Annotated in this window: 26 protein-coding genes; 14 read left to right on the forward strand and 12 right to left on the reverse strand. The window is 64.4% G+C overall.

Translation table 11 applies throughout. The features are described 5' to 3' along the window. Positions 1 to 21 precede the first annotated feature (21 nt). Positions 22 to 453: a nuclear transport factor 2 family protein gene (locus LB547_RS15880; protein WP_140762990.1), complete on the forward strand. Its 432-nt coding sequence runs from the start codon at positions 22 to 24 to the stop codon at positions 451 to 453. 61 nt (positions 454 to 514) lie between these two features. On the opposite strand, the gene LB547_RS15885 is transcribed toward LB547_RS15880, so the two are convergent. After that, positions 515 to 1,408, reverse strand: coding sequence for a LysR family transcriptional regulator (locus LB547_RS15885; protein ID WP_140554653.1), 894 nt, complete (start codon positions 1,406 to 1,408; stop codon positions 515 to 517). Between the two features lie 167 nt (positions 1,409 to 1,575). Here LB547_RS15885 and LB547_RS15890 point away from each other — a divergent pair, with 167 nt between their 5' ends. Genes LB547_RS15890 through LB547_RS15910 form a run of 5 tightly spaced genes read left to right on the forward strand, consistent with a single transcriptional unit; the run spans position 1,576 to position 5,582 of the window. Continuing rightward, positions 1,576 to 2,766, forward strand: a complete 1,191-nt coding sequence (locus LB547_RS15890) for an MFS transporter (RefSeq protein WP_140762992.1) — start codon at positions 1,576 to 1,578, stop codon at positions 2,764 to 2,766. An 11-nt stretch (positions 2,767 to 2,777) separates the two neighbouring features. Then, on the forward strand, positions 2,778 to 3,230 hold the full coding sequence (locus LB547_RS15895) for a cyclophilin-like fold protein (protein ID WP_224655817.1): 453 nt from the start codon (positions 2,778 to 2,780) through the stop codon (positions 3,228 to 3,230). Between the two features lie 16 nt (positions 3,231 to 3,246). Continuing rightward, positions 3,247 to 4,263 (forward strand): zinc-dependent alcohol dehydrogenase family protein, encoded by a 1,017-nt coding sequence (locus tag LB547_RS15900; RefSeq protein WP_140514270.1) that lies wholly within the window; start codon positions 3,247 to 3,249, stop codon positions 4,261 to 4,263. 56 nt (positions 4,264 to 4,319) lie between these two features. After that, positions 4,320 to 4,745, forward strand: coding sequence for a cupin domain-containing protein (locus tag LB547_RS15905; RefSeq protein WP_140762998.1), 426 nt, complete (start codon positions 4,320 to 4,322; stop codon positions 4,743 to 4,745). A 60-nt stretch (positions 4,746 to 4,805) separates the two neighbouring features. Then, entirely contained in the window at positions 4,806 to 5,582 is a 777-nt protein-coding gene (locus tag LB547_RS15910) for a carboxymuconolactone decarboxylase family protein (protein WP_140582772.1), read from the forward strand. Between the two features lie 146 nt (positions 5,583 to 5,728). On the opposite strand, the gene LB547_RS15915 is transcribed toward LB547_RS15910, so the two are convergent. Both LB547_RS15915 and LB547_RS15920 read right to left on the reverse strand, forming a co-directional pair. Further along, positions 5,729 to 6,286 carry a TMEM175 family protein gene (locus tag LB547_RS15915; RefSeq protein WP_246678603.1) on the reverse strand — a complete coding sequence of 186 codons (558 nt, stop codon included), beginning with the start codon at positions 6,284 to 6,286 and terminating at the stop codon, positions 5,729 to 5,731. 141 nt (positions 6,287 to 6,427) lie between these two features. After that, entirely contained in the window at positions 6,428 to 7,129 is a 702-nt protein-coding gene (locus LB547_RS15920) for a GntR family transcriptional regulator (RefSeq protein ID WP_181171609.1), read from the reverse strand. Between the two features lie 218 nt (positions 7,130 to 7,347). On the opposite strand from LB547_RS15920, the gene LB547_RS15925 reads away from it, so the two are divergent. From LB547_RS15925 to ggt, 5 genes are all read left to right on the forward strand, one after another. Then, positions 7,348 to 8,388, forward strand: a complete 1,041-nt coding sequence (locus tag LB547_RS15925) for an ABC transporter substrate-binding protein (protein ID WP_140514265.1) — start codon at positions 7,348 to 7,350, stop codon at positions 8,386 to 8,388. 69 nt (positions 8,389 to 8,457) lie between these two features. Next, positions 8,458 to 9,540, forward strand: coding sequence for an ABC transporter ATP-binding protein (locus tag LB547_RS15930; protein ID WP_140763007.1), 1,083 nt, complete (start codon positions 8,458 to 8,460; stop codon positions 9,538 to 9,540). After that, the gene (locus tag LB547_RS15935; RefSeq protein WP_140625237.1) at positions 9,540 to 10,466 is read left to right on the forward strand and encodes an ABC transporter permease; all 927 of its coding nucleotides are present in this window, start codon (positions 9,540 to 9,542) and stop codon (positions 10,464 to 10,466) included. The genes LB547_RS15930 and LB547_RS15935 overlap by 1 nt, the downstream gene beginning before the upstream one ends. After that, the gene (locus LB547_RS15940) at positions 10,463 to 11,263 is read left to right on the forward strand and encodes an ABC transporter permease (RefSeq protein WP_140491547.1); all 801 of its coding nucleotides are present in this window, start codon (positions 10,463 to 10,465) and stop codon (positions 11,261 to 11,263) included. Before LB547_RS15935 ends, LB547_RS15940 begins: the two co-directional genes overlap by 4 nt. 48 nt (positions 11,264 to 11,311) lie before the next feature. Next, a complete protein-coding gene (gene ggt / locus LB547_RS15945) occupies positions 11,312 to 12,898 on the forward strand; it encodes a gamma-glutamyltransferase (protein ID WP_140763010.1) in 1,587 nt (528 codons plus the stop codon). A gap of 85 nt (positions 12,899 to 12,983) precedes the next feature. On the opposite strand, the gene LB547_RS15950 is transcribed toward ggt, so the two are convergent. From LB547_RS15950 to LB547_RS15980, 7 genes are all read right to left on the reverse strand, one after another. Next, positions 12,984 to 14,759, reverse strand: a complete 1,776-nt coding sequence (locus LB547_RS15950) for an ABC transporter ATP-binding protein (RefSeq protein WP_140763013.1) — start codon at positions 14,757 to 14,759, stop codon at positions 12,984 to 12,986. A 163-nt stretch (positions 14,760 to 14,922) separates the two neighbouring features. Continuing rightward, positions 14,923 to 15,867 (reverse strand): acetamidase/formamidase family protein, encoded by a 945-nt coding sequence (locus tag LB547_RS15955; protein ID WP_140763016.1) that lies wholly within the window; start codon positions 15,865 to 15,867, stop codon positions 14,923 to 14,925. Then, positions 15,857 to 17,500 carry an ABC transporter substrate-binding protein gene (locus LB547_RS15960; protein ID WP_140514253.1) on the reverse strand — a complete coding sequence of 548 codons (1,644 nt, stop codon included), beginning with the start codon at positions 17,498 to 17,500 and terminating at the stop codon, positions 15,857 to 15,859. Before LB547_RS15960 ends, LB547_RS15955 begins: the two co-directional genes overlap by 11 nt. A 34-nt stretch (positions 17,501 to 17,534) precedes the next feature. Continuing rightward, positions 17,535 to 18,455 (reverse strand): ABC transporter permease, encoded by a 921-nt coding sequence (locus LB547_RS15965; RefSeq protein ID WP_140625241.1) that lies wholly within the window; start codon positions 18,453 to 18,455, stop codon positions 17,535 to 17,537. Beyond that, positions 18,452 to 19,360, reverse strand: a complete 909-nt coding sequence (locus tag LB547_RS15970) for an ABC transporter permease (protein ID WP_140554661.1) — start codon at positions 19,358 to 19,360, stop codon at positions 18,452 to 18,454. Before LB547_RS15970 ends, LB547_RS15965 begins: the two co-directional genes overlap by 4 nt. Further along, on the reverse strand, positions 19,338 to 19,955 hold the full coding sequence (locus tag LB547_RS15975; protein WP_140491561.1) for an ANTAR domain-containing response regulator: 618 nt from the start codon (positions 19,953 to 19,955) through the stop codon (positions 19,338 to 19,340). Before LB547_RS15975 ends, LB547_RS15970 begins: the two co-directional genes overlap by 23 nt. Continuing rightward, positions 19,952 to 21,046 carry a transporter substrate-binding protein gene (locus LB547_RS15980; protein ID WP_140763019.1) on the reverse strand — a complete coding sequence of 365 codons (1,095 nt, stop codon included), beginning with the start codon at positions 21,044 to 21,046 and terminating at the stop codon, positions 19,952 to 19,954. The genes LB547_RS15975 and LB547_RS15980 overlap by 4 nt, the downstream gene beginning before the upstream one ends. Before the next feature lie 748 nt (positions 21,047 to 21,794). Between LB547_RS15980 and LB547_RS15985 the strand changes: the two genes are divergently transcribed. The 3 genes from LB547_RS15985 to LB547_RS15995 all read left to right on the forward strand — a co-directional run bounded on the left by LB547_RS15985 (position 21,795) and on the right by LB547_RS15995 (position 24,446). After that, on the forward strand, positions 21,795 to 22,649 hold the full coding sequence (locus tag LB547_RS15985; protein WP_140491565.1) for a MetQ/NlpA family lipoprotein: 855 nt from the start codon (positions 21,795 to 21,797) through the stop codon (positions 22,647 to 22,649). A 71-nt stretch (positions 22,650 to 22,720) separates the two neighbouring features. Further along, on the forward strand, positions 22,721 to 23,809 hold the full coding sequence (locus LB547_RS15990) for a methionine ABC transporter ATP-binding protein (protein ID WP_140763022.1): 1,089 nt from the start codon (positions 22,721 to 22,723) through the stop codon (positions 23,807 to 23,809). Then, positions 23,790 to 24,446 carry a methionine ABC transporter permease gene (locus tag LB547_RS15995; RefSeq protein ID WP_140491569.1) on the forward strand — a complete coding sequence of 219 codons (657 nt, stop codon included), beginning with the start codon at positions 23,790 to 23,792 and terminating at the stop codon, positions 24,444 to 24,446. The genes LB547_RS15990 and LB547_RS15995 overlap by 20 nt, the downstream gene beginning before the upstream one ends. A 9-nt stretch (positions 24,447 to 24,455) precedes the next feature. Here the strand turns inward: LB547_RS15995 and LB547_RS16000 are convergent, their stop codons facing one another. Together LB547_RS16000 and LB547_RS16005 are read right to left on the reverse strand one after the other, a co-directional pair. Then, positions 24,456 to 25,031 carry a Fic/DOC family protein gene (locus LB547_RS16000; RefSeq protein WP_224618431.1) on the reverse strand — a complete coding sequence of 192 codons (576 nt, stop codon included), beginning with the start codon at positions 25,029 to 25,031 and terminating at the stop codon, positions 24,456 to 24,458. A 4-nt stretch (positions 25,032 to 25,035) separates the two neighbouring features. Next, positions 25,036 to 25,242: a hypothetical protein gene (locus LB547_RS16005; protein ID WP_140491571.1), complete on the reverse strand. Its 207-nt coding sequence runs from the start codon at positions 25,240 to 25,242 to the stop codon at positions 25,036 to 25,038. Positions 25,243 to 25,273: the final 31 nt, after the last annotated feature.

Genomic DNA, 25,273 nt, shown 5'->3' on the forward strand with positions numbered 1-25,273 from the left:
GACACGACCGGAGCGGAAATCATGGAGATGAGCGTAAAGAGATTTTTTGAACGCTATCAGCGATTTTTCAAGGCGTCGCTTGGCGGCGGCATGGATATGGATGAGGCCGCGTCGCTCTACACGTCGGAGTTCATAGCCGCCTCGCCTGCCGGCGTCGTGACCGGAAAGAACGACGATCAACTCAAGCAAGTCATGGCTCAGGGCTATGCTCACTACCGGGCGATCGGAACGAAAGAGATGCGGATACGCGACATCGGCATCTCGCCGATCGACGAGCATCATTGCGTTGCCCATGTTGCGTGGACCGCGACCTATGCCCGCGAGGGCCAAGCGGACGTCGGGATAGATTTCGACGTTCACTACCTTGTCCGGAAACTCGACGGGGAGCCGAAGATATTCGGATGGGTGTCGGGCGATGAGCAGGCGCTGTTAAGGACGCACGGCATCATCTGAGGTCCGCCGCTCCCATTCCCGGTTGTGCTCAGCCCCGTCCTCGGCTTCTGTGTGGTGACCATCATTGGCTGTGTTTTCGAAGCGCGTCGACAATGACCTTGAAGGCCGGCGAGTTCTGGCGACTGCTTGGATAGTATAGGTAATAGCCGGCGAATTTCGGCGACCAATCGTCGAGCACGAGCTGCAGCCGGCCGGCGGCAACATGCGCCGTGACCAGATCCTCGGGCACATAGGCAAGCCCGTAGCCGGCAATGGCGGCGTCGACCATCGGCAGGGTCGAGTTGAACACGAGCTGGCCATCGACGCGGACGCGCAGAGCCTGGCCGGCCTTCTGGAATTCCCAGGCATAGAGGCCACCGGCGCTGGTCATGCGCAGGTTGATGCAATTGTGGCCGATCAGGTCCTGCGGCGCCTTCGGCACGCCACGTCCGGCGATGTAGGCCGGCGAGCCTACGGCAACAAGCCGCCAGTCCGGCCCGATGCGCACGGCGATCATGTCCTTCTCCACGCTTTCGCCAAGCCGCACGCCAGCATCGAAACCATCCTCGACAATGTTGCGCAATCCGTTGTCCCGGCTGAATTCGAGCTTGATGTCAGGATAGTCGGCAAGGACGGGCCGCAGTTTCGGCCAGACCAGCTGCTCGAGGGCATGATCGGAGACGGTGATGCGCACGGTCCCCGAGGGTTTGTCGCGATAGGCCGTCAGCGCCGCGATGTCGGTTTCGATATCGACGATGCGCGGCGCCAGGGATTGACGTAACCGCTCCCCCGCCTCGGTCGTCGAGACACTGCGCGTCGTTCGCGCCAGCAGCCGCAGGCCCAGGCGCGTTTCGAGCCGCTTGATCGTGTGGCTGAGGGTCGATTGGGTAATGCCGATCTTGGCGGCGGCCTTGGTGAAACTGCGCTCCTCGGCCACCATCAGGAACCACAGAAGATCGTTGAAGTTTTCGCGCATGGCCTTCTGCCCCGCTGAATACGGCCCGACGTTATTTATGGCCTGCATCGATAAGTTCAAGCGACTTTCAGCCGCTAATCATTCCAATAGTCCGGCGCTATCTCCTGTCGCGAACAGGCCGCCGATGCGTTTTCCGGCGGCCGGCTTTTTGTGCGTGGTGACGGCTGATGGAAACGACTTACGACGACAGGCTGGTGAAGCCTCGGGCAGCATGGGGTGCGGTGTTCTCGATGACGCTTTGCGTCGCCGTCCTCATCGCTTCCGAGTTCATGCCGGTCAGCTTGCTGACGCCGATCGCCGACGGGCTCGGCATCACCGAAGGCCGGGCGGGACAGGCGATCTCGGTCTCCGGCATCTTCGCGGTCGTCACCAGCCTGTTCATCGCCGGCCTGACGCGGCATATCGACCGCAAGCTGGTGCTGACGTCGTTCTCGCTGCTGCTCGCCGTGTCCGGCTTGGTGGTGACCTTTGCGCCCAACTATGCCGTGCTGATGATCGGCCGCGTCTTGCTCGGCATTGCCATCGGCGGTTTCTGGTCGATGTCCACCGCGATCGTGATGCGCCTCGTGCCGGAGGACTCCGTGTCCGAGGGCTTGGCGATGATCAACGCCGGCAACGCCATCGCGGCAACCATATCGGCGCCGCTCGGAAGCCTGCTCGGCGATTATGTCGGCTGGCGCGGCGCGTTCTTCCTCGTGGTGCCGCTGGCCCTCTTTGCCCTTGTCTGGCAAAGCTTCAGCCTGCCTGCGCTGCCGCCACGCGGCCGCAAGGCGTCGGGCAATGTCCTCCGGTTGCTGCTGCGCCGTCAGGTCGCGCTCGGCATGACCTCGATCCTGTTGCTCTTCATGGGCCAGTTCGCGCTCTTCACCTATCTCAGGCCTTTCCTGGAAACCGTGACCGGTGTCGGCGTTTCGGCGCTCTCGGCGATCCTGCTCGTGATGGGACTAGCAGGCGTCGCCGGCACCTGGACCATAGGCCGGCTGCTCAAGACGCGGCTCTACAGCATCGTCATCATCATTCCGCTGGCCATGGCGCTGCTGGCCGTCGCATTGATCGTGCTTGGATCGATGCCGGTGGCCGTCACCGCGTTGCTCGTCGGCTGGGGCTTTTTCGGAACCGCGGCGCCGGTCGGCTGGGGCACCTGGCTGAGCCGCGCGCTGCGCGACGATGCCGAAGCCGGCGGCGGCTTGCAGGTCGCCGTCATCCAGTTCGCCATCACGCTCGGCGCGGCGGGCGGCGGCCTGCTGCTGGACACGCTCGGCTGGCGAAGCCCCTTCGCACTTGGCGCGGTGCTGCTTGTGGGATCCGCGCTGGCCGCGGCGGCAGCCGCCCATGACCACTGCAAGGGCGCACCATGACACGCAGCCACATGACGCGCCGCGCCGCGGTTGCCGCCGCACTGGCAGCCGCGTTCGCGCCCTCCGCCGCGCCAGGCCAAGCCCGCGGAACGGACGGACAGGAGAAACCGTTGATGAGGATTGCTATTGAAGTGGACGCGATGCGCCTGACGGCCTCCCTGTTCGACAATCCGAGCGCGCAGGATTTCGCCGCGATGCTGCCGCTCGACCTGACACTGGAAGACTACGCATCCGTCGAGAAGATCGGCTACCTGCCGCGCAAATTGCGGATCGAGGGCAGCGGCCCGTTCGACAACGAGGCCATCGGCGACATCGCCTACTACGCGCCCTGGGGCAATCTCATCTTCTTTTATGGCCCCTACCGGTATTCGCGCGGCCTGATCCGGCTCGGCCGGCTCGACAGCGGTATCGCACCGCTGCTGCGCGGCGGACGCTTCAACATACGCATAGAACGCCTGACATAGGCTCAAGGAGAAAACGATGCTCGGAACAGTTCTCTACGGTGCCGGCGACATCCGCTGCGAGGAAGTGGCGGAGCCCGAAATCCTTCATCCCACCGACGCCATCCTCAAGCTCTCGGCCACCTGCATCTGCGGCTCCGACCTGTGGCCCTATCGCGGGCTCCAGCCGCTGAACGAACCGATGCATATGGGCCACGAATATTGCGGCGTGGTGGTGGAAGTGGGCAGCGCGGTGAGAACGGTGAAGCCCGGCCAGTTCGTCGTCGGCTCGTTCTGCACCTCCGACAACACCTGCCCGCATTGCCGCTTCGGCTTCCCCTCGTCCTGCGAGCAGCGCGAGTTCATGAGCCGGGCGCAGGCGCCGATGCTGCGCGTGCCGCTTGCCGACGGCACGCTGGTCGCCACCCCCGGCATGCCCGAGGACGATCTGATCCCGAGCCTGCTGGCGGCATCGGATGTGCTTGGCACCGGCTGGTATGCCGCCGACGCCGCGCGCGTCGAGCCCGGCGCGACGGCGGTCGTCGTGGGTGACGGCGCGGTCGGGCTGATGGGCGTGCTCGCGGCCAAGCAGATGGGCGCGGAGCGCATCATCGCCATGAGCCGTCACAAGACGCGCCAGGATCTCGCGCTCGAATTCGGCGCCACCGATATCATTTCGGAGCGCGGCGATGACGGCGTGGCGCGGATCAAGGATCTGACCCGCGGCGTCGGCGCGGAATCCGTGCTGGAATGCGTCGGCACGCAGGAATCCATGATGCAGGCGATCAACTGTGCCCGCCCCGGCGGCTCGATCGGCTTCGTCGGCGTGCCGCATGGCGTCCAGCTCGACGGCCAGGGCCTCTTCTTCGCCCAGAAGAGCCTGCTCGGCGGCCCCGCGCCCGTGCGCCGTTTTCTTCCGCATCTGATGGATCTGGTGCTGGAGCGCAAGATCAATCCCGGCAAGGTCTTCGACCTGACCCTGCCGCTGGCCGATGTCGCCGAGGGCTACCGCGCCATGGATGAGAGGCGGGCGATCAAGACGCTGCTTCGTCTGTAAGCGCCGCACTGCGTTCAGCCCACAAATGCAGGGGAGCGAACCTTAAGGAGACCAAAATGAAGAAAATCCTGACAGCAACGGCCGCGAGTGTGGCGGGAGGTATGCCCGTGCAAGCGCAGGGCATCGAAATCCGGACAAACGGCAGCACGCCGGCGATGATCGGAGCGGCAGAAAACTTTACCGGGCAAGCGGTCATCACTGCGCTGTTTCCCGCCACCGAGATAACGGGCGCAAGCACAGGGCTGGTGAACTTTGCTCCCGGAGCGCGCACCGTCTGGCACACCCATCCTGCCGGTCAGTTGCTGATCGTCACATCAGGCCAAGGCTGGATTCGCGAAGACGGCAAGGAGGCCCTCGTCATCAATCCAGGCGACGTCGTCTGGATTCCCGCCGGGGTGAAGCACTGGCATGGCGCGACCGCCACCAGCCCGATGGCCCATATCGCGTTGAGCTACATGCATGACGGCAAGAATGTCAACTAGCTGGAGCCTGTCTCCGACGAGCAATACCGCTGACCGTACGCAGGAACGAAAGGCATCATCATGAAACCTTCAACCATTCTCGCACTCGCTTTGTCGATGGGGGCTGCCGACGCTGCGGCGCAGACGGGGTCGCAGACCGGCAGCCTGCCTCCAGAGGATTTGCAGGCCGTCTCGCCCGCCCTTGCGCGCTATGCGACGGACAAGCTTGCCAATGACGTTTGGAAGCGCCCCGGCCTGTCGACGCGCGATCGCAGCATCGTCACCATCGCGGCGGTGGTCACCCGCAACCAGGGCATACTCCTGCCGGAGCAGTTGAGCCTCGCCCTCGACAGTGGCGTGAAGCCGGCCGAGATCTCGGAGATGATCACGCATCTTGCCTTCTATGCCGGGTGGGGCAACGCGATGGCAGCCACGGCGATCGCCAAAGCGGTGTTCGAGGCACGCGGCATCGGGCCGGACCAGCTCCCCAAGGCTGTCGTCGATTTGCTGCCGCTCGACGAAAAGGCGGAGGCCGATCGTGCCGCACGGGTCGAGCAAGGCACGGGACCGGCGTCGCCGGGCCTGGTGCGCGACACGACGGAAGTGCTGTTTCGCGACTTGTGGCTGCGTCCCGACCTCGCGCCGCGCGACCGCAGCCTGGTGACGGTCAGCGCACTGGTCGCCGCCGGGCAGGTGGAGCAGATTCCCTACCATCTCAACAGGGCCATGGATAATGGACTGACGCGCGCCGAGGCCTCGGAGGTGATCAGTCATCTCGCCTATTACGCGGGATGGCCAAACGCTTTCTCGGCAGCCCCGGTCGCACGCTCCGTATTCGAGAAGCGCTCCGCCGACTGACCGTTTTCGGCCGTGACGGCTTCTCCGTTCGAGCAGCGCGAAGTAGCAATGCGGCGAGCATCTGGAGAACTGCCCAGGGCAAATTCAGTGCGGTCTGGCGGATCGAGGCCGAAAGCCGACGCGGGCGGTATGACCTGACATTGCGCTCAGCCGGCGCGCGATCCCGGCGCTTCCGGCCGGAGATAGACCGTCAGGCAGCAGCAACAGATCGCCAGTCCGGCGATCGGGTATTTCAGGGCGACGACCACCGCCAAGCCGAAAAGGCACAGCGTCACGATCGAGCGGATGCGCATGACCTTGCGCACCTTGAGCGGAACGGTGTCGGCCGGCATCGGGTCGATGAGTTCCCGGATCAGGAGAATGTAGGTCAGGTTCACCAGGAAGAAGACGACCGCGTAGAACGCCACCGGCTGCGGGGCCAGCTCGCTGACCGCCATCCACGCGGTTGCCAGCGGCAGCAGCGACACCGAGAACAGGTGCGCGAAATTGTACCACATCAGGCTGGTCGTCGCCGCCGTGGCATGGCGCAGGAGATGATGGTGGTTCGCCCAGACGATGGCGATGAAGAGATAGCTCACGCCGTAGCTCAGCCATGTCGGCCACAAGGCCAGCAACGCAGTGAAGGTCGGCACCTCCGGTGGGCGCAGGTCAAGCACGAGCACGGTGATAAGGACGGCGAACACGCCATCCGAAAATGCGCTCAATCGCTCAAGCCCTGTCGAGGGAAGCACCTGGAGTGTCCTTGTCGAGGTTCGTCCGGCCTATGGTAGCATCGCCACCCGCAATATCCATGGCTGCCCAGTTGAGATCGCTAACGCGTTGCTTCGCGCCAAGTCCAACCCCGCTCACGACGCCTTGGCCAGAAAGCTCTGGTAATCCGATTTGGCCTGCAGCAGGCGCAGCACGTTCTCGCGCGAGCCGCGCACATGGGCGCGCGCCAGGGCGCCGGCGCGCTTGGCGTCGCCGGCGCAGATCGCCTCAACAATCTCGGCATGCTCGTCGCGGGCGATCTTCCATTCGTCGAGCCACAGCAGTTCCGTCCAGACATAGTGCTGGCACTTGTCGAGGATGCCGCACAGCATGCCGTGCAGCATGGCATTGCCGCTGATTTCGGCGATGACGCGGTGCAGGTCGATGCCGACTTCAAGCTCCTGGAATTTTTCCCTTGTGGTTCGCTCCGCAATGGCGGCCAGCCTCTCGCATTCGGCCAGCATGACGCGCAGCCGCGCCTTGTCTTTCTCGGTGGCCGCAGCCGCCGCCAGTTCGGTGGCGTGGCCGTCGAGCAGTTCGCGGATGTCGAAGGCCTCGCGGAACATGTTTATGTCGAACTCGGTGACGGCGTAGCCCTGCCGCGGCCGGCCGGTGACCAACCCGTCGCGCTCGAGGCGGTTGAAGGCCTCGCGCACGGGCGTGCGGCTGACATTCAGCTTTGCCGCAATGTCGCTCTCGGTGACGCGCGCGCCCGGCGGGATCTGGCCGGTCACGATCATTGCCTTGAGCGCGGAATAGACCGAGTCGCGCAGCGTGTTTTTTGTTTCCTTGGCCAAGTTCCGTATCCAGTCTCCGGTCCGTGCCGGAAATCGATGTGTTTCGCGCGTAGCTGTATTGAAAATCGGCGCGTTTTGCCATTCCCCGGCCCCGGGTCGGTGGCCCCAAGGCCCCGCCGAGCGGTGTTGACTTCGCTGATCCCCGAGCTACACTCAAAATTGTATACAAAATCGCATGCGAAATCAAAAACAATGGGAACACCGGTTGGAGAACCGAAATGAACAGCACCAAAGGCATTAGCGTCGTTGCCATAGCGGGCCTTATGGCAACGGTCACGGCGCCCGCCGCGGCAGGCGACACCATTACCGTCGCCTCATGGGGCGGCACCTATCAGGAGGCGCAGGCCAAGGCCTTCTTCAAGCCGACCGCCGATGCGCTCGGCATCACCATCAAGGAAGACACCACCAACGGCCTCGATGACGTGCGCCTGCAGGTGACAGGCAACGCGGTGAAGTGGGACATCACCGAGCTCGGCGCCGACGAATGCGCGCGCGGCTCGAAGGAAGGGCTTTTCGAAAAGCTCGACTACAACCTCATCGACAAGAGCGGCATCAATCCCAAGCTCGTGCATGACGACTGGGTCGGCATCTCCTACACCTCCGTGGTACTCGTCTACCGGACCGACGTATTCGGTGACAAAGGCCCCAAGACCTGGGCCGACTTCTGGAATGTGGAGAAGTTTCCCGGACGGCGCGCACTGAGCAGCAGCCAGGCGACGGAGACGCTTAGCGTTGCAGCCCTCGCCGAAGGCATTCCGATCGACAAGGTCTATCCTGTCGACATCGACGGCGCGCTGAAATCGGTCGACAAGATCCGTGGCCATGTCGATGCCTGGTGGACTTCCGGCGCGCAGGCCATGCAACTGGTGAAGGACGGCGAGGTCGACATGGCAAGCATCTGGAACGGCCGCGCCGGCACCTTGAAGAAGGAAGGCGCGCCGGTCAGCTTCTCCTTCGACCAGGGCGTACTCACCGCCGACTGCATGGTCATTCCCAAGGGCGCCAAGAACAAGGAGGTCGCGATGAAGGCGCTGGCGATGTTCGTCAGTCCGCAATTGCAGGCCAATCTGCCGCTTTATGTCGACAACGGACCGGTCAACGAGAAGGCGTTCGAGACCGGGAAGATCCCGCCGGAGCGGATCAAGGACATCAACTCGTCGCCTGAGAACGTCAAGAAGCAGGTGCTGCAGGACGCCGAGTTCTGGCGCGACAACCTCGTCGAGGCGACGGAGAAGTTCAACAATCTGATCCAGCAATAGACCGGAAACCCTGACATTGCGGGGCCGCCTGGCCCTGCTTCTTGGAGTCCTGCCTAGGAGAAAACAATCTTGTCCATTGCGCCATCCGCGCTGCCGATCGGCATGCGCGCGATAGAGAAACGTTTTGGCTCCGTATCGGTGCTGCGCGACCTCAATCTCGACGTCGCGGCCGGCGAATTCCTGACGTTGCTCGGCCCTTCCGGCTCCGGAAAGACGACGCTGCTGATGATCCTGGCGGGATTCGTCAGGGCCAATGCCGGCTCAATCAAGGTCGGCGACGAGGAGATCATCACCACGCCGCCGCACAGGCGCAATATCGGCATGGTGTTCCAGAACTATGCCCTGTTCCCGCATATGAACGTCTTCCACAACATCGCCTTTCCGCTGAAGCAGCGCCGCGTTCCGGCCGCCGAGACGGTGGAACGCGTCGAGAAAGCGCTGGAGCTGGTGAAGTTGCAGGGCCTCGGCGAACGGCGCGTCGACCAGCTCTCCGGTGGCCAGCGCCAGCGCGTGGCGCTGGCGCGCGCCATCGTGTTCGAGCCGCGCATCGTGCTGATGGACGAGCCGCTGTCGGCGTTGGACAAGGGCCTGCGCGAGCACATGCAGATCGAACTGCGCGCCCTGCATCGGCGGCTTGGCATGACGACTGTCTATGTCACGCACGACCAGCGCGAGGCGATCACCATGTCGGATCGTATCGCCGTCATGAATGCCGGGCGCATCGAGCAGCTCGACAAGCCCGAAATTCTCTACGCCGCGCCGCGCACCCGGTTCGTCGCCGGCTTCATCGGGGAATCGAATTTCATTCCCGTCGAATGCCGCTCCGGTTCGGTCTGGTACGAGGACAGGCAAATCCACACCGCGGCGCCGGCGCCGGCATCGGGCCAGCAGCTGATGGTGGTGCGGCCGGAAAAGCTGCGGCTGCTGTCAAATGCAGAGCCGGCCAAGGGCGTCAACGTGCTCAGCGCGACGCTCAGTGACGTGATTTATCAGGGCGACAGCTTCGTCTGCTACGCCGTGCTGCGCGACGGCAGGCAGCTGACATTGCGCGACTATTGCCGCAGCGACGTGCTGGCCAGGTTGCCGGCCGCCGGGCAGCCGATCGCGCTTGGCCTCGATGCGCAGGATACGATCCTGGTGGCGGCGGACTGATGAGCGTGCAAACCGCCACGATGGACGAGGCAATTGGCGCCATGACCCAGGACCTGAACGCGCATGCGTTGCGCGCCGATGCGCGGCGCGAGCAGTTTCGGCTGCTGGCGCTGCTGTCGCCAAGCCTGTTCCTCGTCTTTGCCATCATCATCGTGCCGATCGGCTGGCTGTTCTGGCTGTCGCTGTTCGACGAGGTCGGCGTCTTGAGCGCCGCCAACTATGCGCGCTTCTTCGAGCAGGCCTCCTATATCAAGACCTTCCTCACCACCTTCAAGGTCGCCTTCATCGTCACCGCCGCCTGCGTGCTGCTGGGCTATCCCTTGGCCTATATGCTGTCGCAACTGCCGCGCCGGGCGGCGTCGATCTGCCTGATCTTCGTCATCCTGCCGTTCTGGACATCGGTGCTGGTGCGCACCTATGCCTGGCTGGTGATCCTGCAGCGCAAGGGGCTGATCAACAGCTGGCTGATCGACCTCGGCGTCATCAGCCAGCCGCTGCCGCTGGCCAACAATTTTTCCGGCGTCGTCATCGGCATGACGCATATATTGCTGCCGTTCCTGGTGCTGCCGCTCTACGCCTCGATGAAGACCATCGACACCGACTGCCTGCGCGCCGGGATGAACCTGGGCGCCGGCCCGGTCGCCACCTTCCGCCAGATCTTCTTTCCGCTGTCGCTGCCTGGCCTCGCCTCCGGCGTGGTCATCGTTTTCGTGCTGTGTCTCGGCTTTTTCGTCACCCCGGCGCTGATGGGCGGCGGCAAGGTCGTCATGTGGGCGATGCGCATGGAACAGACCACCAGCCTCTATTCCAACTGGGGCGCCGGCGCGGCGCTCGGCGTCGTGCTGCTCGTGGTCACGCTGGCGCTGCTCGGCCTGTTCCAGTGGCTGCTCGGCGCGCGCGCCACAGGTGTGTGGAGTTCGCGATGAGTGGAGATGTCGGCCTGCCGATCTCGCACCGGCAACGTCTGTGGCTCTATGCGCTGGGCGGCCTCGTGCTGCTGTTCCTGATCGCGCCGTCGGTCATCATCGTCATCATGTCGTTTTCGGATTCGACGCTGCTGCAGTTTCCGCCGCAGCAATGGTCGCTGCGTTGGTACCAGACCTACTTCCAGTCGCTGGAGTGGCGCGACGCGACGGTGGTCTCGGTCAAGGTGGCCGTTATGACCGCGCTGGTGGCGACGCCGCTCGGCACGGCCGCCGCCTATGCCATCAACCGGGGCACCCTGCGCTTCAACGGCACCATCAACGCGCTGATGACCGCGTCGCTGATCGTGCCGGTGATCTTGATCGGCATCGGCACCTTCTTCCTCTATGCGCGCATCGGGCTCAACAACACGCTGACCGGCCTGGTCATCGCGCATACGGTGCAGGCGCTGCCGCTGGTGGTGCTGACGGTGCTGTCCGGCTTGCGCTCCTATGACATGAACCAGGAGCGCGTGGCGCGCAGCCTCGGCGCCGGACGCGTCGCCGCCTTCTGGCAGGTGACCATGCCGCAGATCCGCTTCTCGATCGTTTCGGGCGCGCTGTTTGCCTTCATCACCTCCTTCGACGAAGTGGTGGTTTCGCTGTTCATATCGGGCGGCGAGACGACGACCTTGACGCGCCGCATGTTCAACGCCCTGCGCGACCAGATCGACCCGACGATCGCTGCCATCTCGACCTGCCTGATCGTGCTGTCGGTCGTGCTCTTGTCGGTGGCGCAGATCTTCGGCAGGCGGCATTGATTTCACCGGACCAATTGGCTTCAAGTGACCAGGAGATATTCGGACAGAATGCGTGATTTCCAGTTTCCCGGCCGCTCGCCGGTCCGCGCCACCGAAGCGATCGCCGCGACCTCGCATCCGCTTTCGACGCTTGCAGCCATCGACATGCTGCGCGCCGGCGGCAATGCCATGGACGCCGCTGTCTGCGCCGCCGCCGTGCAGGGCGTGGTCGAGCCGCAATCGACCGGTATAGGCGGCGACTGCTTTGTCCTCTATTGCCCCGCGGGGCAGGGAAACGTGCTGGCCTTCAATGGCTCCGGCCGGGCGCCCACCAAGGCGACCGTGGACTGGTATCGCGACAAAGGCTTCAGCGAACTTCCCAAACAGGGACCGCATGCCGTGACCGTGCCCGGCGCGATCGACGCCTGGTGCAGGCTGCTGGAAGACCATGGCAGCAAGGACCTTGCAGAGGTGTTGGCGCCGGCGATCAACTATGCCGAGAACGGCTATGTCGTGCATGACCGCGTCGCCTTCGACTGGGCCGAACCGGAGACCGACCTGTCGGCCGACGAGCACGCCGCGCGCATTTTCCTGCCGGGCGGCGAGGCGCCCAGGGCCGGCGACGTGCACCGGCAGCCGGAGCTTGCCGCCACCTTACGCATCATTGCCAGGCATGGCCGCGCCGGGTTCTATGAAGGCGCCGTCGCCGACGACATTGTGAGCCGGCTCAAGGCGTTGGGCGGACTGCATTCGCTTGAGGATTTCGCTTCGACCAAGGGCGATTATGTAGCGCCGGTCAGCGTCTCCTATGGCGGCCACGAGATCCACCAGATGCCGCCGAACAATCAGGGGCTGACGGCGCTCGTGATGCTGAATGTGCTGTCCGGGCTCAGGCTCGGCGAGCTCGACCCCGACGGCGCCGAGCGCCTGCACTTGGAGATCGAAGCGGGGCGGTTGGCCTACCGCGACCGCGACCGTTTCCTCGGCGACCAGGACCAGGTGCCGGTGCCGGTAAAAGAGCTTCTGTCGGCCGCCTATGCCGAGCGGCTGCGCGCCGAGATCGACCGCCAGCGTGCCATGACGCACCTGCCGGATGTGCAGCTGCCCGGCAGCGACACGGTCTACATCTCCATCGTCGACCGCGACCGCAACGCGGTCTCCTTCATCAACTCGACCTATTATTCCTTCGGCAGCGGCGTCGTCGGCCCGAAGACCGGCGTGGTGCTGCAGAACCGCGGCTCGAGCTTCCGCCTCGACCCGGCGCATCCGAACGCCATCGCGCCCGGCAAGCGGCCGATGCACACGATCATGCCCGGCATGGCGACGCGAAACGGCCGCGTGGTGATGCCGTTCGGCGTCATGGGCGGCGGCTACCAGCCGTTCGGCCATGTCCATCTTTTGACCAACATGCTCGACTTCGGCATGGACCCGCAGCAGGCGCTCGACGCGCCACGGGTGTTCTACAATGACGGCATGGTGGAGGCCGAGCGTCATGTGCCTGCAGAGGCAATCGAAGGCCTGCGCCGGCGCGGCCATGCCATCACCCAGCCGCACCACCCGCTCGGCGGCGGCCAAGCGGTGCTGATCGACTGGGAAAAGGGAACGCTGACCGGGGCGTCGGACCCACGCAAGGACGGAATGGCGCTTGGGTATTGATGGGATCGGGACAGCCGTCGCGGCCCGGATACGGCTGCAGTTGCCACAGGAAGCGTCGGCGCCGCCCCACATGAGCAGCATACCCTCACCCCGCCACCAGGTGACCGCCTCCGACATCGCTCAGCGCCAGCCTCTGCGGGCTCTCGCCCAGCCTCCGCGTCGCACTCGGAATCTCTTGGTCCAGCCTTGCGAACCGGCTCCTGCGCTTCGCCGGATCGGGCACCGGCACGGCTTCGATCAGCCGCCTGGTGTAAGGGTGGCGCGGGTTGGAGAAAACCTGGTCGCGCGTGCCCATCTCGACGATCTGGCCGAGATACATGACGGCGACGCGGTCGGAGATGTTTTCGACTACGGCCATATCATGGGAGATGAAGAGGTAGGCGGCGCCGAATTCGCGCTGCAATTCCTTCAACAGGTCGAGCACGCGCGCCTGCACGGAAACGTCGAGGGCCGAAACGCTTTCGTCGGCGATGATCAGCTTCGGCCTTAGCGCCAGGGCGCGGGCGATGCAGACACGCTGGCGCTGGCCGCCGGAGAATTCGTGGGGATAGAGCTCCATCTGGTCGGCCGACAGGCCGACCCGCTCGAACAAAGCCGCCACCCGGTCCCTGCGCTCCTCCTTCGAGGCGACGCCATGGATGACCAGCGGCTCGGCAACGAGATCGCCGACGCGCATGCGCGGGTCGAGCGAAGCGTAGGGGTCCTGAAAAATCATCTGCACGTCGCGGCGCACCGCCTTGCGCTGGTCGCGGCCGAGGCCCAACAGGTTGCGTCCGCCGATGACGATGTCGCCGGTATAAGGCACCAGTCCGGCCAGCGCCTTGGCGGTGGTCGACTTGCCGCAGCCGGATTCGCCGACCAGCGCCAGCGTCTCGTTGGGCGCGATCGAAAAGCTGACGCCTTCGACGGCATGGACGCGCCGGTTGACGCGCCCGAAGAAGCCGCCACGCAGGTCGAACCGGACATGCAGATCGGTGACATCGGCGACGTTTGCCGGCGCAGCCGGCTCGGCAATCTCTTTCGATTTCTGGCGGCCGGCGCCAGTGCCGATGCGCGGCACGGCGGCGAGCAGCTCGCGCGTGTAGTCGGCTCGCGGGCGAGCAAAAATGTCCGATGTCTTGCCTTCCTCGACCATGCGGCCATGCCGCATGATGATGACGCGGTCGGCCATTTCGGCGACCACGCCCATGTCGTGAGTGATGAGGATGACGCTGGTGCCGTGCTGGCGCTGCAGGTCGCGCAGCAGTTCCAGAATCTCGCCCTGCACGGTGACGTCGAGCGCAGTCGTCGGCTCGTCGGCGATCAGCACGTCCGGCTCGAGCGCCAGCGCCATGGCGATCATCACCCGCTGGCGCATGCCGCCGGACAGCTCATGCGGAAACTGTTTCAGCCGGCTTTCGGCTTCCGAAATGCGCACTGCCTTCAACGCCTCGATGGCGCGGCTTCGGGCCTCGGCGGGCGAGGGGCTGGTGTGCGCCTCGATGGATTCGGTGAGCTGGCGGCCGATCGGCAGCACCGGGTTCAGCGAGGTCATCGGCTCCTGAAAGATCATGGCGACGCGGTCGCCGCGGATGCGGCGCATCCGGCGCTCGTCGAGCGCTGTGAGATCGGTGTCGCCCGCATCCCCGCCAAGAAGGCGGATCGTGCCCGAAGATATGCGCGCGGCGGGCTGCGGCAGTAGTTGCATGATCGCCAGCGCGGTCATCGATTTGCCGGAGCCGGATTCGCCGGCGATGCAGAGCGTCTCGCCGCGTGAAAGCGTCAGAGAGAGGTTGGAGACGACGTCGCGCTCGCCGTCCTCGCCACGCACGGAGACGGAGAGATTGGCGATGTCGAGAATTGTTTCGGTGGCTGAGGTCATTGCAGACGCAAACCTGCAAGGGATTTATTCTGTGGCGCCCCCCACCCGGACCTTCGGTCCGACCTCCCCACAAGGGGGAGGTAGGGCGCCGGTTTTTTACCCTCCCCCTTGTGGCGAGGGTCGCTGCGAAGCAGCGGGGTGGGGGTGCAGCGCCGACCGAACATCATTCGAACACGCAGCGCGGGAAGTAGAACGACACCACCCAGTTCGGCATGTCGACGATCTCGCTGATCCTGAGATCGCCACAGACCGAGGCCAGCATATAGGCCTCGACCGGATCGATCTGGTAACGGCCGGCGAGCAGGTCGATCATCTGGGCGACCGCCTCTTTCGCGCCGGTCATCAGGTCCGGGCCGATGCCCGTGGTCACCTCGTAACCCTTGGTGTCGAGGTGGCGCGTCACCGGGCCGGGCGTGGTGAAGCGCGGCATCTTCAGCCTGGCGTCCTTGACAAGGTCGAGCTTGAGCACGACGTCCATCGGGCTTTCGATCGCCGTGCCGCAGACCTCGCCATCGCCCTGCGCGGCATGCGTGTCGCCGACCGAAAACAGCGCGCCGGCCACGTCCACCGGCAGATAGAGCGTTGTGCCGGCGGCGAGGTCGCGAATGTCCAGATTGCCGCCGACGCGGCGGGGCGGCACCACCGAGTGATGGCCCATCTCGCCCGGCGCGTTGCCGATGGTGCCGGCGAAGGGTTTCAGCGGCACGCGGCCGTTCTTGCCGAACAAGGCCGGCTCCAGCGAGGCGGCATCGTATTTCCAGATGTTGAGCGCCGGCTGCTTGAAGTCGTCGGCGAGCAGGCCGAAACCTGGAATGTTCGCCGTCCAGCCGAAGCCGGACGGTTTGAACATCTCGATCGTCACCTTCAGCGCGTCGCCCGGCTCGGCGCCCTCGACGAAGATCGGCCCGGTGACAGGGTTGATCCCGGCGAAGTCGAGCTTGGCGATGTCGGCGACGGTGCTGTCGGGCTTGAGCTGGCCACCGGAGGAATCGAGGCACTGAAACTCGATGGTCGAGCCGGGCGCCACGCGCTGCGCCGGGGCAAAGGAATTGTCCCAGCCGAAATGGTGATGGCGTCCGTGGATGGTGTAGTCGCAGTTATTGCACATCTTTTACGTACACATTGTCGTAGTTGATCGGGATATGGACCGGGTCGACATAGAGGTTGTCGGCGCCGCCCATGCGCGCGGACTTCATGGTGAAGCGCTGCTCGTTGAAGACCGGCGCCCAGGGCGCGTCCTCCATCACCTTGTCGTAGATGGCGCTCCACATCTTGTCGCGCTCGGCGGCTTTAGCCGGGTCGACCACCGAGTCGGCCTCGGCCGCCTTGGCGTCGAGGTCCTTGTTGCAATACCACGACCAGTTCCAGCCGCCAGGCACCGCGCCAGCACAGCCGAGGATCGGACCGTAGAAGTTCGATGGGTCCGGGAAGTCGGCGATCCAGGCCATGCCGCCCGACCAGATCATCGGCGCGCCGGCCTTGTCGCCGCCGGCGGCGATGACGTTTGCCTGGGCGAGCGACTGGATGCTGGCCTTGATGCCGATCGCCGCGAGGTCCTGCTGGATCGCCTGCGCGATGCGCGGATTGGGATCGGTGTTCATGGCGAAAAGCTGCGTCTCGAAGCCGTCGGGATGGCCGGCTTCGGCCAGCAGCGCCTTGGCTTTGGCGACGTCATAGGGATAGCCCTTGTACGCCTTGTCGTAGCCCGGCATCGAGGGCGGCAGCGGCTGGTTGGCCGGCACGGCACGGTTGTTGATGATCTGGACGACACGCGCCTTGTTGATCGCCATGTTGACCGCCTGGCGCACCTTCACATTGTCGAACGGCGCCATGGTGGTGTTCATGGTGACGTAGCCGGTGTGCAGCTGCCCGCCCTCGACGACGCGCGCCTTCTGCTCGGGATCGGCCATCACCTCCTGGAACTTGGCCGGCGGAATGCCATCGCCGGGCACGTCGATCTCGCCCTTCTGAAGGCGCAGCAGCGCCACGATCGGCTCTTGGCCGATCTCGAAGGTGATCTTGTCCAGATGCGGCAGTCCCTTGTGCCAGTAGTCCGCGTTGCGCTCGAAGACGATGCGCTGGCCGAGCGTCCACTCGGCGAGCTTGAAGGCGCCGGTGCCGACCGGATGCTTGCCGAAATCGGCGCCGTATTTCTCGACCTCTTCCTTCGGCACGACATGCGAGAAGTTGATGGCCATGACATGCAGGAAGGTGGCGTCGGGCCGGGTCAGCTCGAACTTGACGGTATAGGGATCGACGACGGTGACGCCGGACAGGCTTTCGGCCTTGCCGGCGGCGACATCGTCATAGCCCTTGATCGAGCCGAAGAATCCGGCGCCGGGGCTCTGCGTCTTCGGATTGGTGACGCGGTCGAGCGAGTATTTCACGTCCTCGGCGGTCATTTCGCGGCCATTGTGGAATTTCACACCATGGCGCAGCTTGAAGGTGAAGGTCTTGCCGTCGGGCGAGATCTCGTAGCTTTCGGCGAGGTCGGGCTTGAGATTGGTGGTGCCCGGCTCGTAGTCCATCAGCCCGTCGAACAGGCTCTTGATCATCGACCAGTTCTGCCAGTCATAGCCGATCGCCGGATCGAGGGTCGCGACATCGTCCTTGTAGGTGATGGTGATGGCGCCGCCCTGCTTGGCGTTGGGGTCGACGGCGTCCTCGGCGCGGACGCTCGTCATGCCGAGCATCAGCGCCAGCGCCGATGCGGCCACGGTTGATGCGAGAAGCTTTTTCATTGTTATGTTCCCTTTCTCTGTTGGTTTTCTGGTTTCATCTGAGCTTGATGCGGGGATCGATGAACGGGGCGATGATGTCGGCCAAGAGATTGCCGAGCACGATGGCGAAGGCCGACACCAGCGTGACGCCCATGATGATCGGAATGTCGACGCGCTGGATCGCCTGCCAGGCGAGCTGGCCGATGCCTGGCCAGCCGAACACGCTTTCGACCACCACGATGCCGCCCATGAAGATGCCGATGTCGATGCCGATCATGGCGATGACCGGCAGGATGGCGTTGGGGAGCGCATGGCGGAACAGGATGGCGCGGCGGGCCAGGCCCTTGGCGCGGGCGGTGCGCACATAATCCTGGCGCAGCACGTCGATCATCGAGGAGCGCATCATGCGCGCGTACCAGCCGGCGCCGAGTATGCCCATGGTGAGCGAGGGCAGCACCAGATGGCGCCAGGTGCCGTAGCCGCCGATCGGGAACCAGCCCAGCCGCACGGCGAACACGTAGAGCAAAAGCAGGCCGACGACGAATTGCGGCGCCGAGACGCCGACGAAGGAGGCGACCATCAGCGTCTGGTCGGTGGCGGTGCCGCGCTTGACGGCGGCGATCAGGCCCATGCTGAGCCCGATCAGCAATTCGCACAGGATGGCGCCGACCATCAGGAGCAGGCTCGCCGGCAGCCGCGAGACGATAAGCTCGGTGACCTCGGAGCGCTGGATGTAGGAGCGGCCGAGATCGCCGCTGGCGAGCTTCGTGAGATAGTGCCAGTACTGGACGACGAAGGGCTGGTCGAGGCCGAGCTGCTGGCGGATGTTCTCGACCGTCTGCGGCGTGGCGCTGCGGCCGGCGATCTGGCGCACCGGGTCGGCAGGCAGCAAATAAAGCAGCGCGAAGGTGATCAGCGAGACGCCGAGCAGGATGAGCAGCGACTGGATCAGGCGGCGGCCGAGATAGGAGATCATGCCCGGCCCCTTTGCGTCGGATCGAGGATATCGCGCAGCGCGTCGCCGATCAGGTTGAAGGCCAGCGCCAGCGCCAGGATCGCCGCACCCGGGAAGAACACCAGCCAGGGTGCCGCCTGGAAGTAGGTCTGGTTCTCGAAGATGATGTTGCCCCAGGAGGCCGTCGGCGGCTGCACGCCGATGCCGAGGAAGGAGAGCGTCGCTTCCAGCAGCACCGTGGTGGAGATGCCGAGCGTGCCCCAGACGATGATGGTGGGCAGAAGATGCGGCAGGATGTGGCGAAACAGGATGCGCGGCGCGCTCGCCCCGATGGTGCGTTCGGCATCGATGAACTCGCGTTCGGCGAGCGAAGAGGTTTCGGTGTAGATGACGCGCGCGGTCTGCACCCAGTTGACCAGCGCGATGACCAGAGCGACGATCCAGAGACTTGGCTCGAACACTGCCGCCAGGCAAATGGCGAGCAGCAGCGCCGGAAACGCCATCATCAGATCGGTGAAGCGCATGAGAGCGCTGCCGATCCAGCCGCGGAAATAACCCGCCGTGACGCCGACTAGCGTGCCGATCAACAGCGCCACGCCATTGGCGGCGATGCCGATGATCAGCGAGGTGCGGGCGCCGTAGAGAATGCGGGTCAACAGGTCGCGGCCGAGCAGATCGGTGCCCAGCCAGAATTTTGCGTCAGGCGGCAAGGGCGAGCCTTCCAACGTCAGCCCGTCGAACATCTGCTCATTCGGGTCATAGCCGGTCAGCCATGGCGCGAGGATCGCGCCGGCAAGGACGATGGCGACGATGAACAGACCGAGCAGCGCCAGGCGGCGTTTGACCAGCCGGCGCCAGACGCCGGCGCGCGACTTGACCGGCATGCGTGCGGCCGCCGGGAGGTCAGGCGCGATAGGAGTGGTCATCGCCGCCTTCCTCACCCGTTACTTCCTCATTGGTCATTGCCACGATGCGGCGCGCCGCATCCTCGACACTGATCTGCCAGCTCATCGCCAGCGAGCGCAGCTGCGCGTAGGCGCGATCGTCGTCGGCGCCTTTCGACAGTGCCGCGACGGCGCGCACGATGGTCTGGCGCTCGGCGACACGCTGACGCAGCGAGGCGATCTCGCCGGCCAAATGTTTTCGCGCCTCGAAACTCTGCCTTGCGATCAGCAGCGCGCTGTAGACGCCGGCAGTGCCGACCGGCTTCAGGAGCTGCGCATCGGCCTTGTGCGAGAGAGCCCATTCGATGCGGCCGGGCGCCTCCGAACCGATCAGCGCCACCAGCGGCATCGGCGCCTCGCCGGCCTTCCACGGGAATTGCTCGTCGAAACCGAGATCGGCGTCGAAGAACACGAAATCGGCGGCCAGCGCTTCAGGCGGCAGTTCGGGCCAGCAGTCGACGGTGACCAGGCCGATGGCGGACAACTGCCTGGTGATGGCCTGCACGGTCGGGTGCGGGCGATGCAGGATGAATGCCCTGGCGCCGCCGAGATTCGGGATGCGCGATGGCCTGGTCACGACACCACCCTCAGGCGCGGCCGGCCGAATGTCGTGGCGGGGTCGTAGCGTGACAGGTACGGATCGGGCGCGACCTCGTGCTGCCGGCTGACGACCTCGAAGAAGCCGTCGGCGATCCGGCCGATGATTACCGGCAGCGTTGCGTGCTGGGAATGAGCGTCGATAGCAATCGGGCCGAGCCGGGTGGAGAAGCGCCGTTCGGCGAAGGCCTTGGAAAATTCCGCCGGACCGGCGTCGGGATCACGCGAGAGCACGTCGGCCATCACTTGCACGGAGGCATAGGCGGAGGCCTCGAAAGACGAGGCGAAGGCCGCCGGGCGAGGCGCGAAATACGGCCCGACCGACAAATGCCCCTTGCCGGTTTCGCCGATCGCCGGCAGCTCACCCTCGGTGAGGTTGCAGGAGATGATCGGGCACACCTCGGGGCTGAAGGCCGGGTCCTCAACGCCCAGGTCGCGGTAGGCCGCCAGGAAGGCGTAGGAGGAGGTGCCGATCAGGTTGTTGAGGACGAAGTTCGGCCGCGTCGCCCGGATCTCGGCGATCAGCCGTGACACGTCGGTCTCGCCGATACGAAGATAGCGCTCGCCCAAGACCTTGCCGCCGGCATCCGCGATCAGGTCGCGCGCAACGCGGTTCATCTCCCAGCCCCAGATGTAGTTCGAGCCGAGCAGGAAGCCGTTGGCGCCGAAGCGGGGCACGACATGGGCCATCAGCGGCACCAGATGCTGGTTTGGACAAGCGTGCATGTAGACGACGTGCTCGTTGGCCTCGAAGCCTTCATAGGGGCAGGCGTACCAGAGCATGCCGCCGGCTTTTTCCAGCACCGGAATGGTCTCCTTGCGGCTCCAGGAGGTGACGCAGCCGACCACGTGGCGGGCGCTGCTGGTCTTGAAGATGTCCTCGCACAGCGTCGCGTAGCGATCGGCATTGCTCTGTGGGTCACGCTCGACGGGCACCAGTTCGATACCCGAGCCGCGGTCGGCATTGATGTCGGCGATGGCGCGCATGGCGCCCATCCGGCACGCATCGGAGACGAGCTGATAGCTTCCCGAGCGGGAATAGAGGATGCCGATCTCGATACGCCGTTTCAAACAGATCCCCAAAATAACAATGCCCCGCAGCCACCGCCGGAGGGCGAGGCATACGAGGCATTCTTGCCGCCCGGCGATCAGGGCCGGTATTTTCAGCCTAAACTATTCCGTGCCACCACGCAGTCAAGCGGGAAAGTGGGTAGTGTCTCAGTTTGAAATTAGACGCCGCGCTTGTCGCGATCCTAGCCAAACTCCTATGGAAAAGCGGCGCGATTGAAAAGAACATGTGACCTTTTGGACCGGTCGGAATCAGGCCGCCTTGCGCCGTATGAGAGATGCTAGGACGGTACGCATTCCTGAGTATGCCGGGCCGCCGATTGTCACTTCCCAGTCAGTGCCGCGTTTACGGGGAAACTTAGCACTGCGTAGCGCTTCACGGAATGCTGTCGGCTCAACGCCTACGGTTTGAGCCATTTCTTCAGCGGTTGTGTATTTGGCTATCATGAAATCTCCTGTGCTTTCCTCTAGGCATATAGGGATTCAGAGCGGAATGCGCCAGCAGACCGGCCAGATCGCAACCGGGACACTACGGGAAAGTGCGTTCGTCAGCTCAACCGCGGCGCTGCGGCCCGTTTGGCGCGGCGGCTAGGCTACCGTGCTCGCCGTTCAGAAAATTTTGAGAGAATATTCCGGGCTTCCGGGCGAACCGGGAACGCGGTTCTTTGATAATATCCCTAGAGTTTCTGATGATCTGGACAAGGCTTGGCGTTCCGCCCGGCTTGTGACTTCGCAACCGCAGAGATCCATCATGTCCGATTTCAGGAACACCTTGTCGTCTTCCCTCTCGTCATATTTCAACCGCCGCGCGGGTCTTGGCTTGCTTTTCGCTTCGGCGGTCGCGGTCGCCGGGCTGATTGCGCCCAGCGCTTCGTTCGCCGAGGACAAGAAGGCGATCAAGGTCGGCATCATCAGCGGCGAGGACGAGGATGTCTGGCGCGTCGTCGTCGCCCAGGCGGCGCAAAAGGGCCTCAGCATCGAAACCGTGGTCTTCAACGATTACACCCAGCCCAATGAGGCGCTGGAACGCGGCGAGATCGACGCCAATGCCTTCCAGCACCAGCCCTATCTCGACAACCAGATCAAGACACAGGGCTACCACATCGTGCGCGTCGGCTATACCGGCGTCTGGCCGATCGGCCTCTACTCCAAGAAATATACGAAGATCGCCGACCTGCCCGAGGGCGCGGTGATCGGCGTGCCGAACGATCCCTCCAATGAAGGCCGGGCGCTGCGCGTGCTGCAGAACGAGGGCGTGATTAAACTGAAGGACGGCACCGGCATTCTCGCCACCACCGCCGACATCGCGGAAAACCCGAAGAAGGTCGAGATCAAGGAGCTTGACGCCGGCATTGTCGGCCGCTCCGTCGAGGATCTCGATGCCGCCGTGGTCAACACCGACTGGGCGCTGAAGAGCGGCCTGACACCGGAAAACCGTATCGCGCAGGAGCCTATCGCCGACAACCCCTACCGCAACTTCATCGCGGTCAAGGTTGGCAATGAGAACGAGCCCTGGGTGAAGACGCTGGTCGCCTCCTACCAGAACGAGGCGGTGAAAGCCGAGTTCGACAAGGTCTACAAGGGCACCGGCCTCAGCGCCTATTGAGGCTGTTAGTGCATTTGACATGAAGGCGGTCCGCGCGGTGCGCGGGCCGCGATCGTATTCGGGATCCGCGCATGAACCAGCATTTCTCAGCAACCGCAGAAGCCATGGAGGGCACAGGCCCACCGCCGCAAGACGTGGTGCGGCTCGTCGACCTGAAGCGCCGCTTCGGCGCGACGGCGGCACTCGACGGCATTTCGCTGACGGCGCGCAAGGGGGAGATCCTCGGCATCATCGGACGCAGCGGCGCCGGCAAGTCGACGCTGATCCGCTGCCTGAACGGGCTGGAGCGGCCGGATTCCGGTGAAGTCTTCATCGAAGGCCGCGAGATCAGCCGGCTCGGCGAGCGCGACCTGCAGCCGCTGCGGCGCCGCATCGGCATGATCTTCCAGCATTTCAACCTGCTGTCGGCCAAGACGGTCGAGGACAATGTGGCGCTACCGCTCAAGATCGAGGGCCGCCCGAAGGCGGAGCGGCTGATGCGCGCCGCCGAACTGCTTGAACTGGTCGGCCTGTCGGAGAAGGCAAAGGCGTATCCGGCATCGCTGTCGGGCGGACAGAAGCAGCGCGTCGGCATCGCCAGGGCACTGGCCGCGCGGCCGGCGCTGCTGTTGTCGGATGAAGCTACCTCCGCGCTTGACCCGGAGACGACGCGGTCCATCCTCGCCTTGCTGAGGGACATCAACCGGCAGCTTGGCCTGACCATCCTTTTGATCACCCATGAGATGGAGGTGATCCGCTCGATCGCCGACCGCGTGGCGGTGATCGACGCCGGGCGCTTCGTCGAGCAAGGCCCGGTCTGGTCGGTATTTGCCGAGCCGCGCTCGAACATTACGAAAAGCCTGCTTGGCGCCATCCGGCCGCAATTGCCGGCCGAGCTCTCGGCCCGGCTGCTGCCCGCGACCGGGGCGGAGACGATCCTGCGCGTGGATGTGGCCGGCGAGACCGCGCGCAGCCCATTGCTGTCCGATCTCGCGGCGACGGTGCCTGGCCCGTTCCGCCTTATCCATGGTGGCATCGACCATATCCAGCAGCAGCCGGTCGGCACATTGTTCCTTTCTGTTCCCGGCAAGGATGCAAGCCATCTCGCGCGAGTGATCGCATTCCTGAAGTCCCGCCAGGCGCGGGTGGAGGTGCTTGGCCATGTCGCCGATCCTGTTTGAGCTTCTGCTGCGGTCGATCTGGGAGACGGTGCTGATGACGGCCGCTTCCGGCCTCATCTCGCTGGTTTTCGGCCTGCCGCTTGGTCTCGCCTTGATCGCCACCGAACGCGGCGGCATCGCCGAAAGCCTGTGGGTCAACCGCGTGCTCGGCGCAGTCATCAACGGCTTCCGGTCGGTGCCGTTCATCATCCTTTTGGTGGCGCTGATCCCGGTGACGCGGCTGATCGTCGGTACCTCGATCGGCACCTGGGCGGCGATCGTGCCGCTGTCGATCGCCGCCACGCCCTACTACGCGCGCATCGCCGAAGTGTCGCTGCGCGAGGTGGACCATGGCCTGATCGAGGCGGCGCGCGCCATGGGCGGCAACCGCTGGACGATCATCCGCGAGGTGCTGGTGCCGGAAGCGCTGCCAGGCATCGTCGCGGGCTTCACCGTGACGCTGGTGACGCTGGTCGGCGCCTCCGCCATGGCCGGCGCGATCGGCGCCGGCGGCCTCGGAGACCTCGCCATCCGCTACGGCTACCAGCGGTTCGAGACGTCAGTGATGATCGCCGTGGTGATCGTGCTGATCATCCTGGTCTGCGGCATCCAGTGGGTGGGCGACCGGCTGGTGGCGAAGCTGGACCGGAGGGGGTGAGCGGCTGAGCTACGCGATGATGTCTTCGATAAGCGTTTGAAGCGGCGCCTCGGAACCACCGAAGCTGTCAATCATCGCCTGAATAACGCGATCTCGCTCCAGGATATCGGCGTTGAATGTGAAGCCCGCATGTTCAGCAAGCATCGCAAGGAAGGTGAGTTGGGTACGGCCGTTGCCTTCGCGAAAAGGATGAACGGCATTGACCTCCGCAACGATGTGGGCCACGTGCCTCGCAAAACCGAGGCTGTCTAGGTCTGCCAAGGAGTCGGGGTCGCCAAGTTCACGGAACACCCGAACCATCTCGCTGGCGATGTGCTCGGGATAGCAAAACCAGCTGCCACCCTTGCCGATCCGGATGGTGCGCGGCTGACCGGCCCAAGCATACACGTCTTGGAACAGGTGCCGATGCAGGTGGAGATAGTGACGGTAGTCGAGTTCGCCTGCCGGAAGGGGCTCGTCCGCGCGAGTCAGGAACAAGGCGAGCTCGACCTCATCGAGCTCTGCCTGCTCGCGGATATCAAGCAGATTCATAAGCACGGTCGTGCCGGGGTAGCAGAGTGGATCGAACTCGGCAGCGTAGACCAACGGCCTATTTCTTTTTGCGGATTTCTTCTTTGATCAGCGAGCGCCGCTCGTCACCGGACAACCCTTGCCGCACACTATGGTTGAGTATTTTCGCCATGCGGGACGACAACTTCATACCTTCGACAGCGCTGATTTTCTCGCCATGCGCTCTCGTCAGCACGAAATGACCCGTCTTGGCTGAGCGGCCGGTTCTTGAATTAAGATACTTCATTCGCAAATCATATCATGGACCCGCAGGAGAG

Source organism: Mesorhizobium sp. B264B1B (genome assembly GCF_020165765.1).
Classification (GTDB): domain Bacteria; phylum Pseudomonadota; class Alphaproteobacteria; order Rhizobiales; family Rhizobiaceae; genus Mesorhizobium.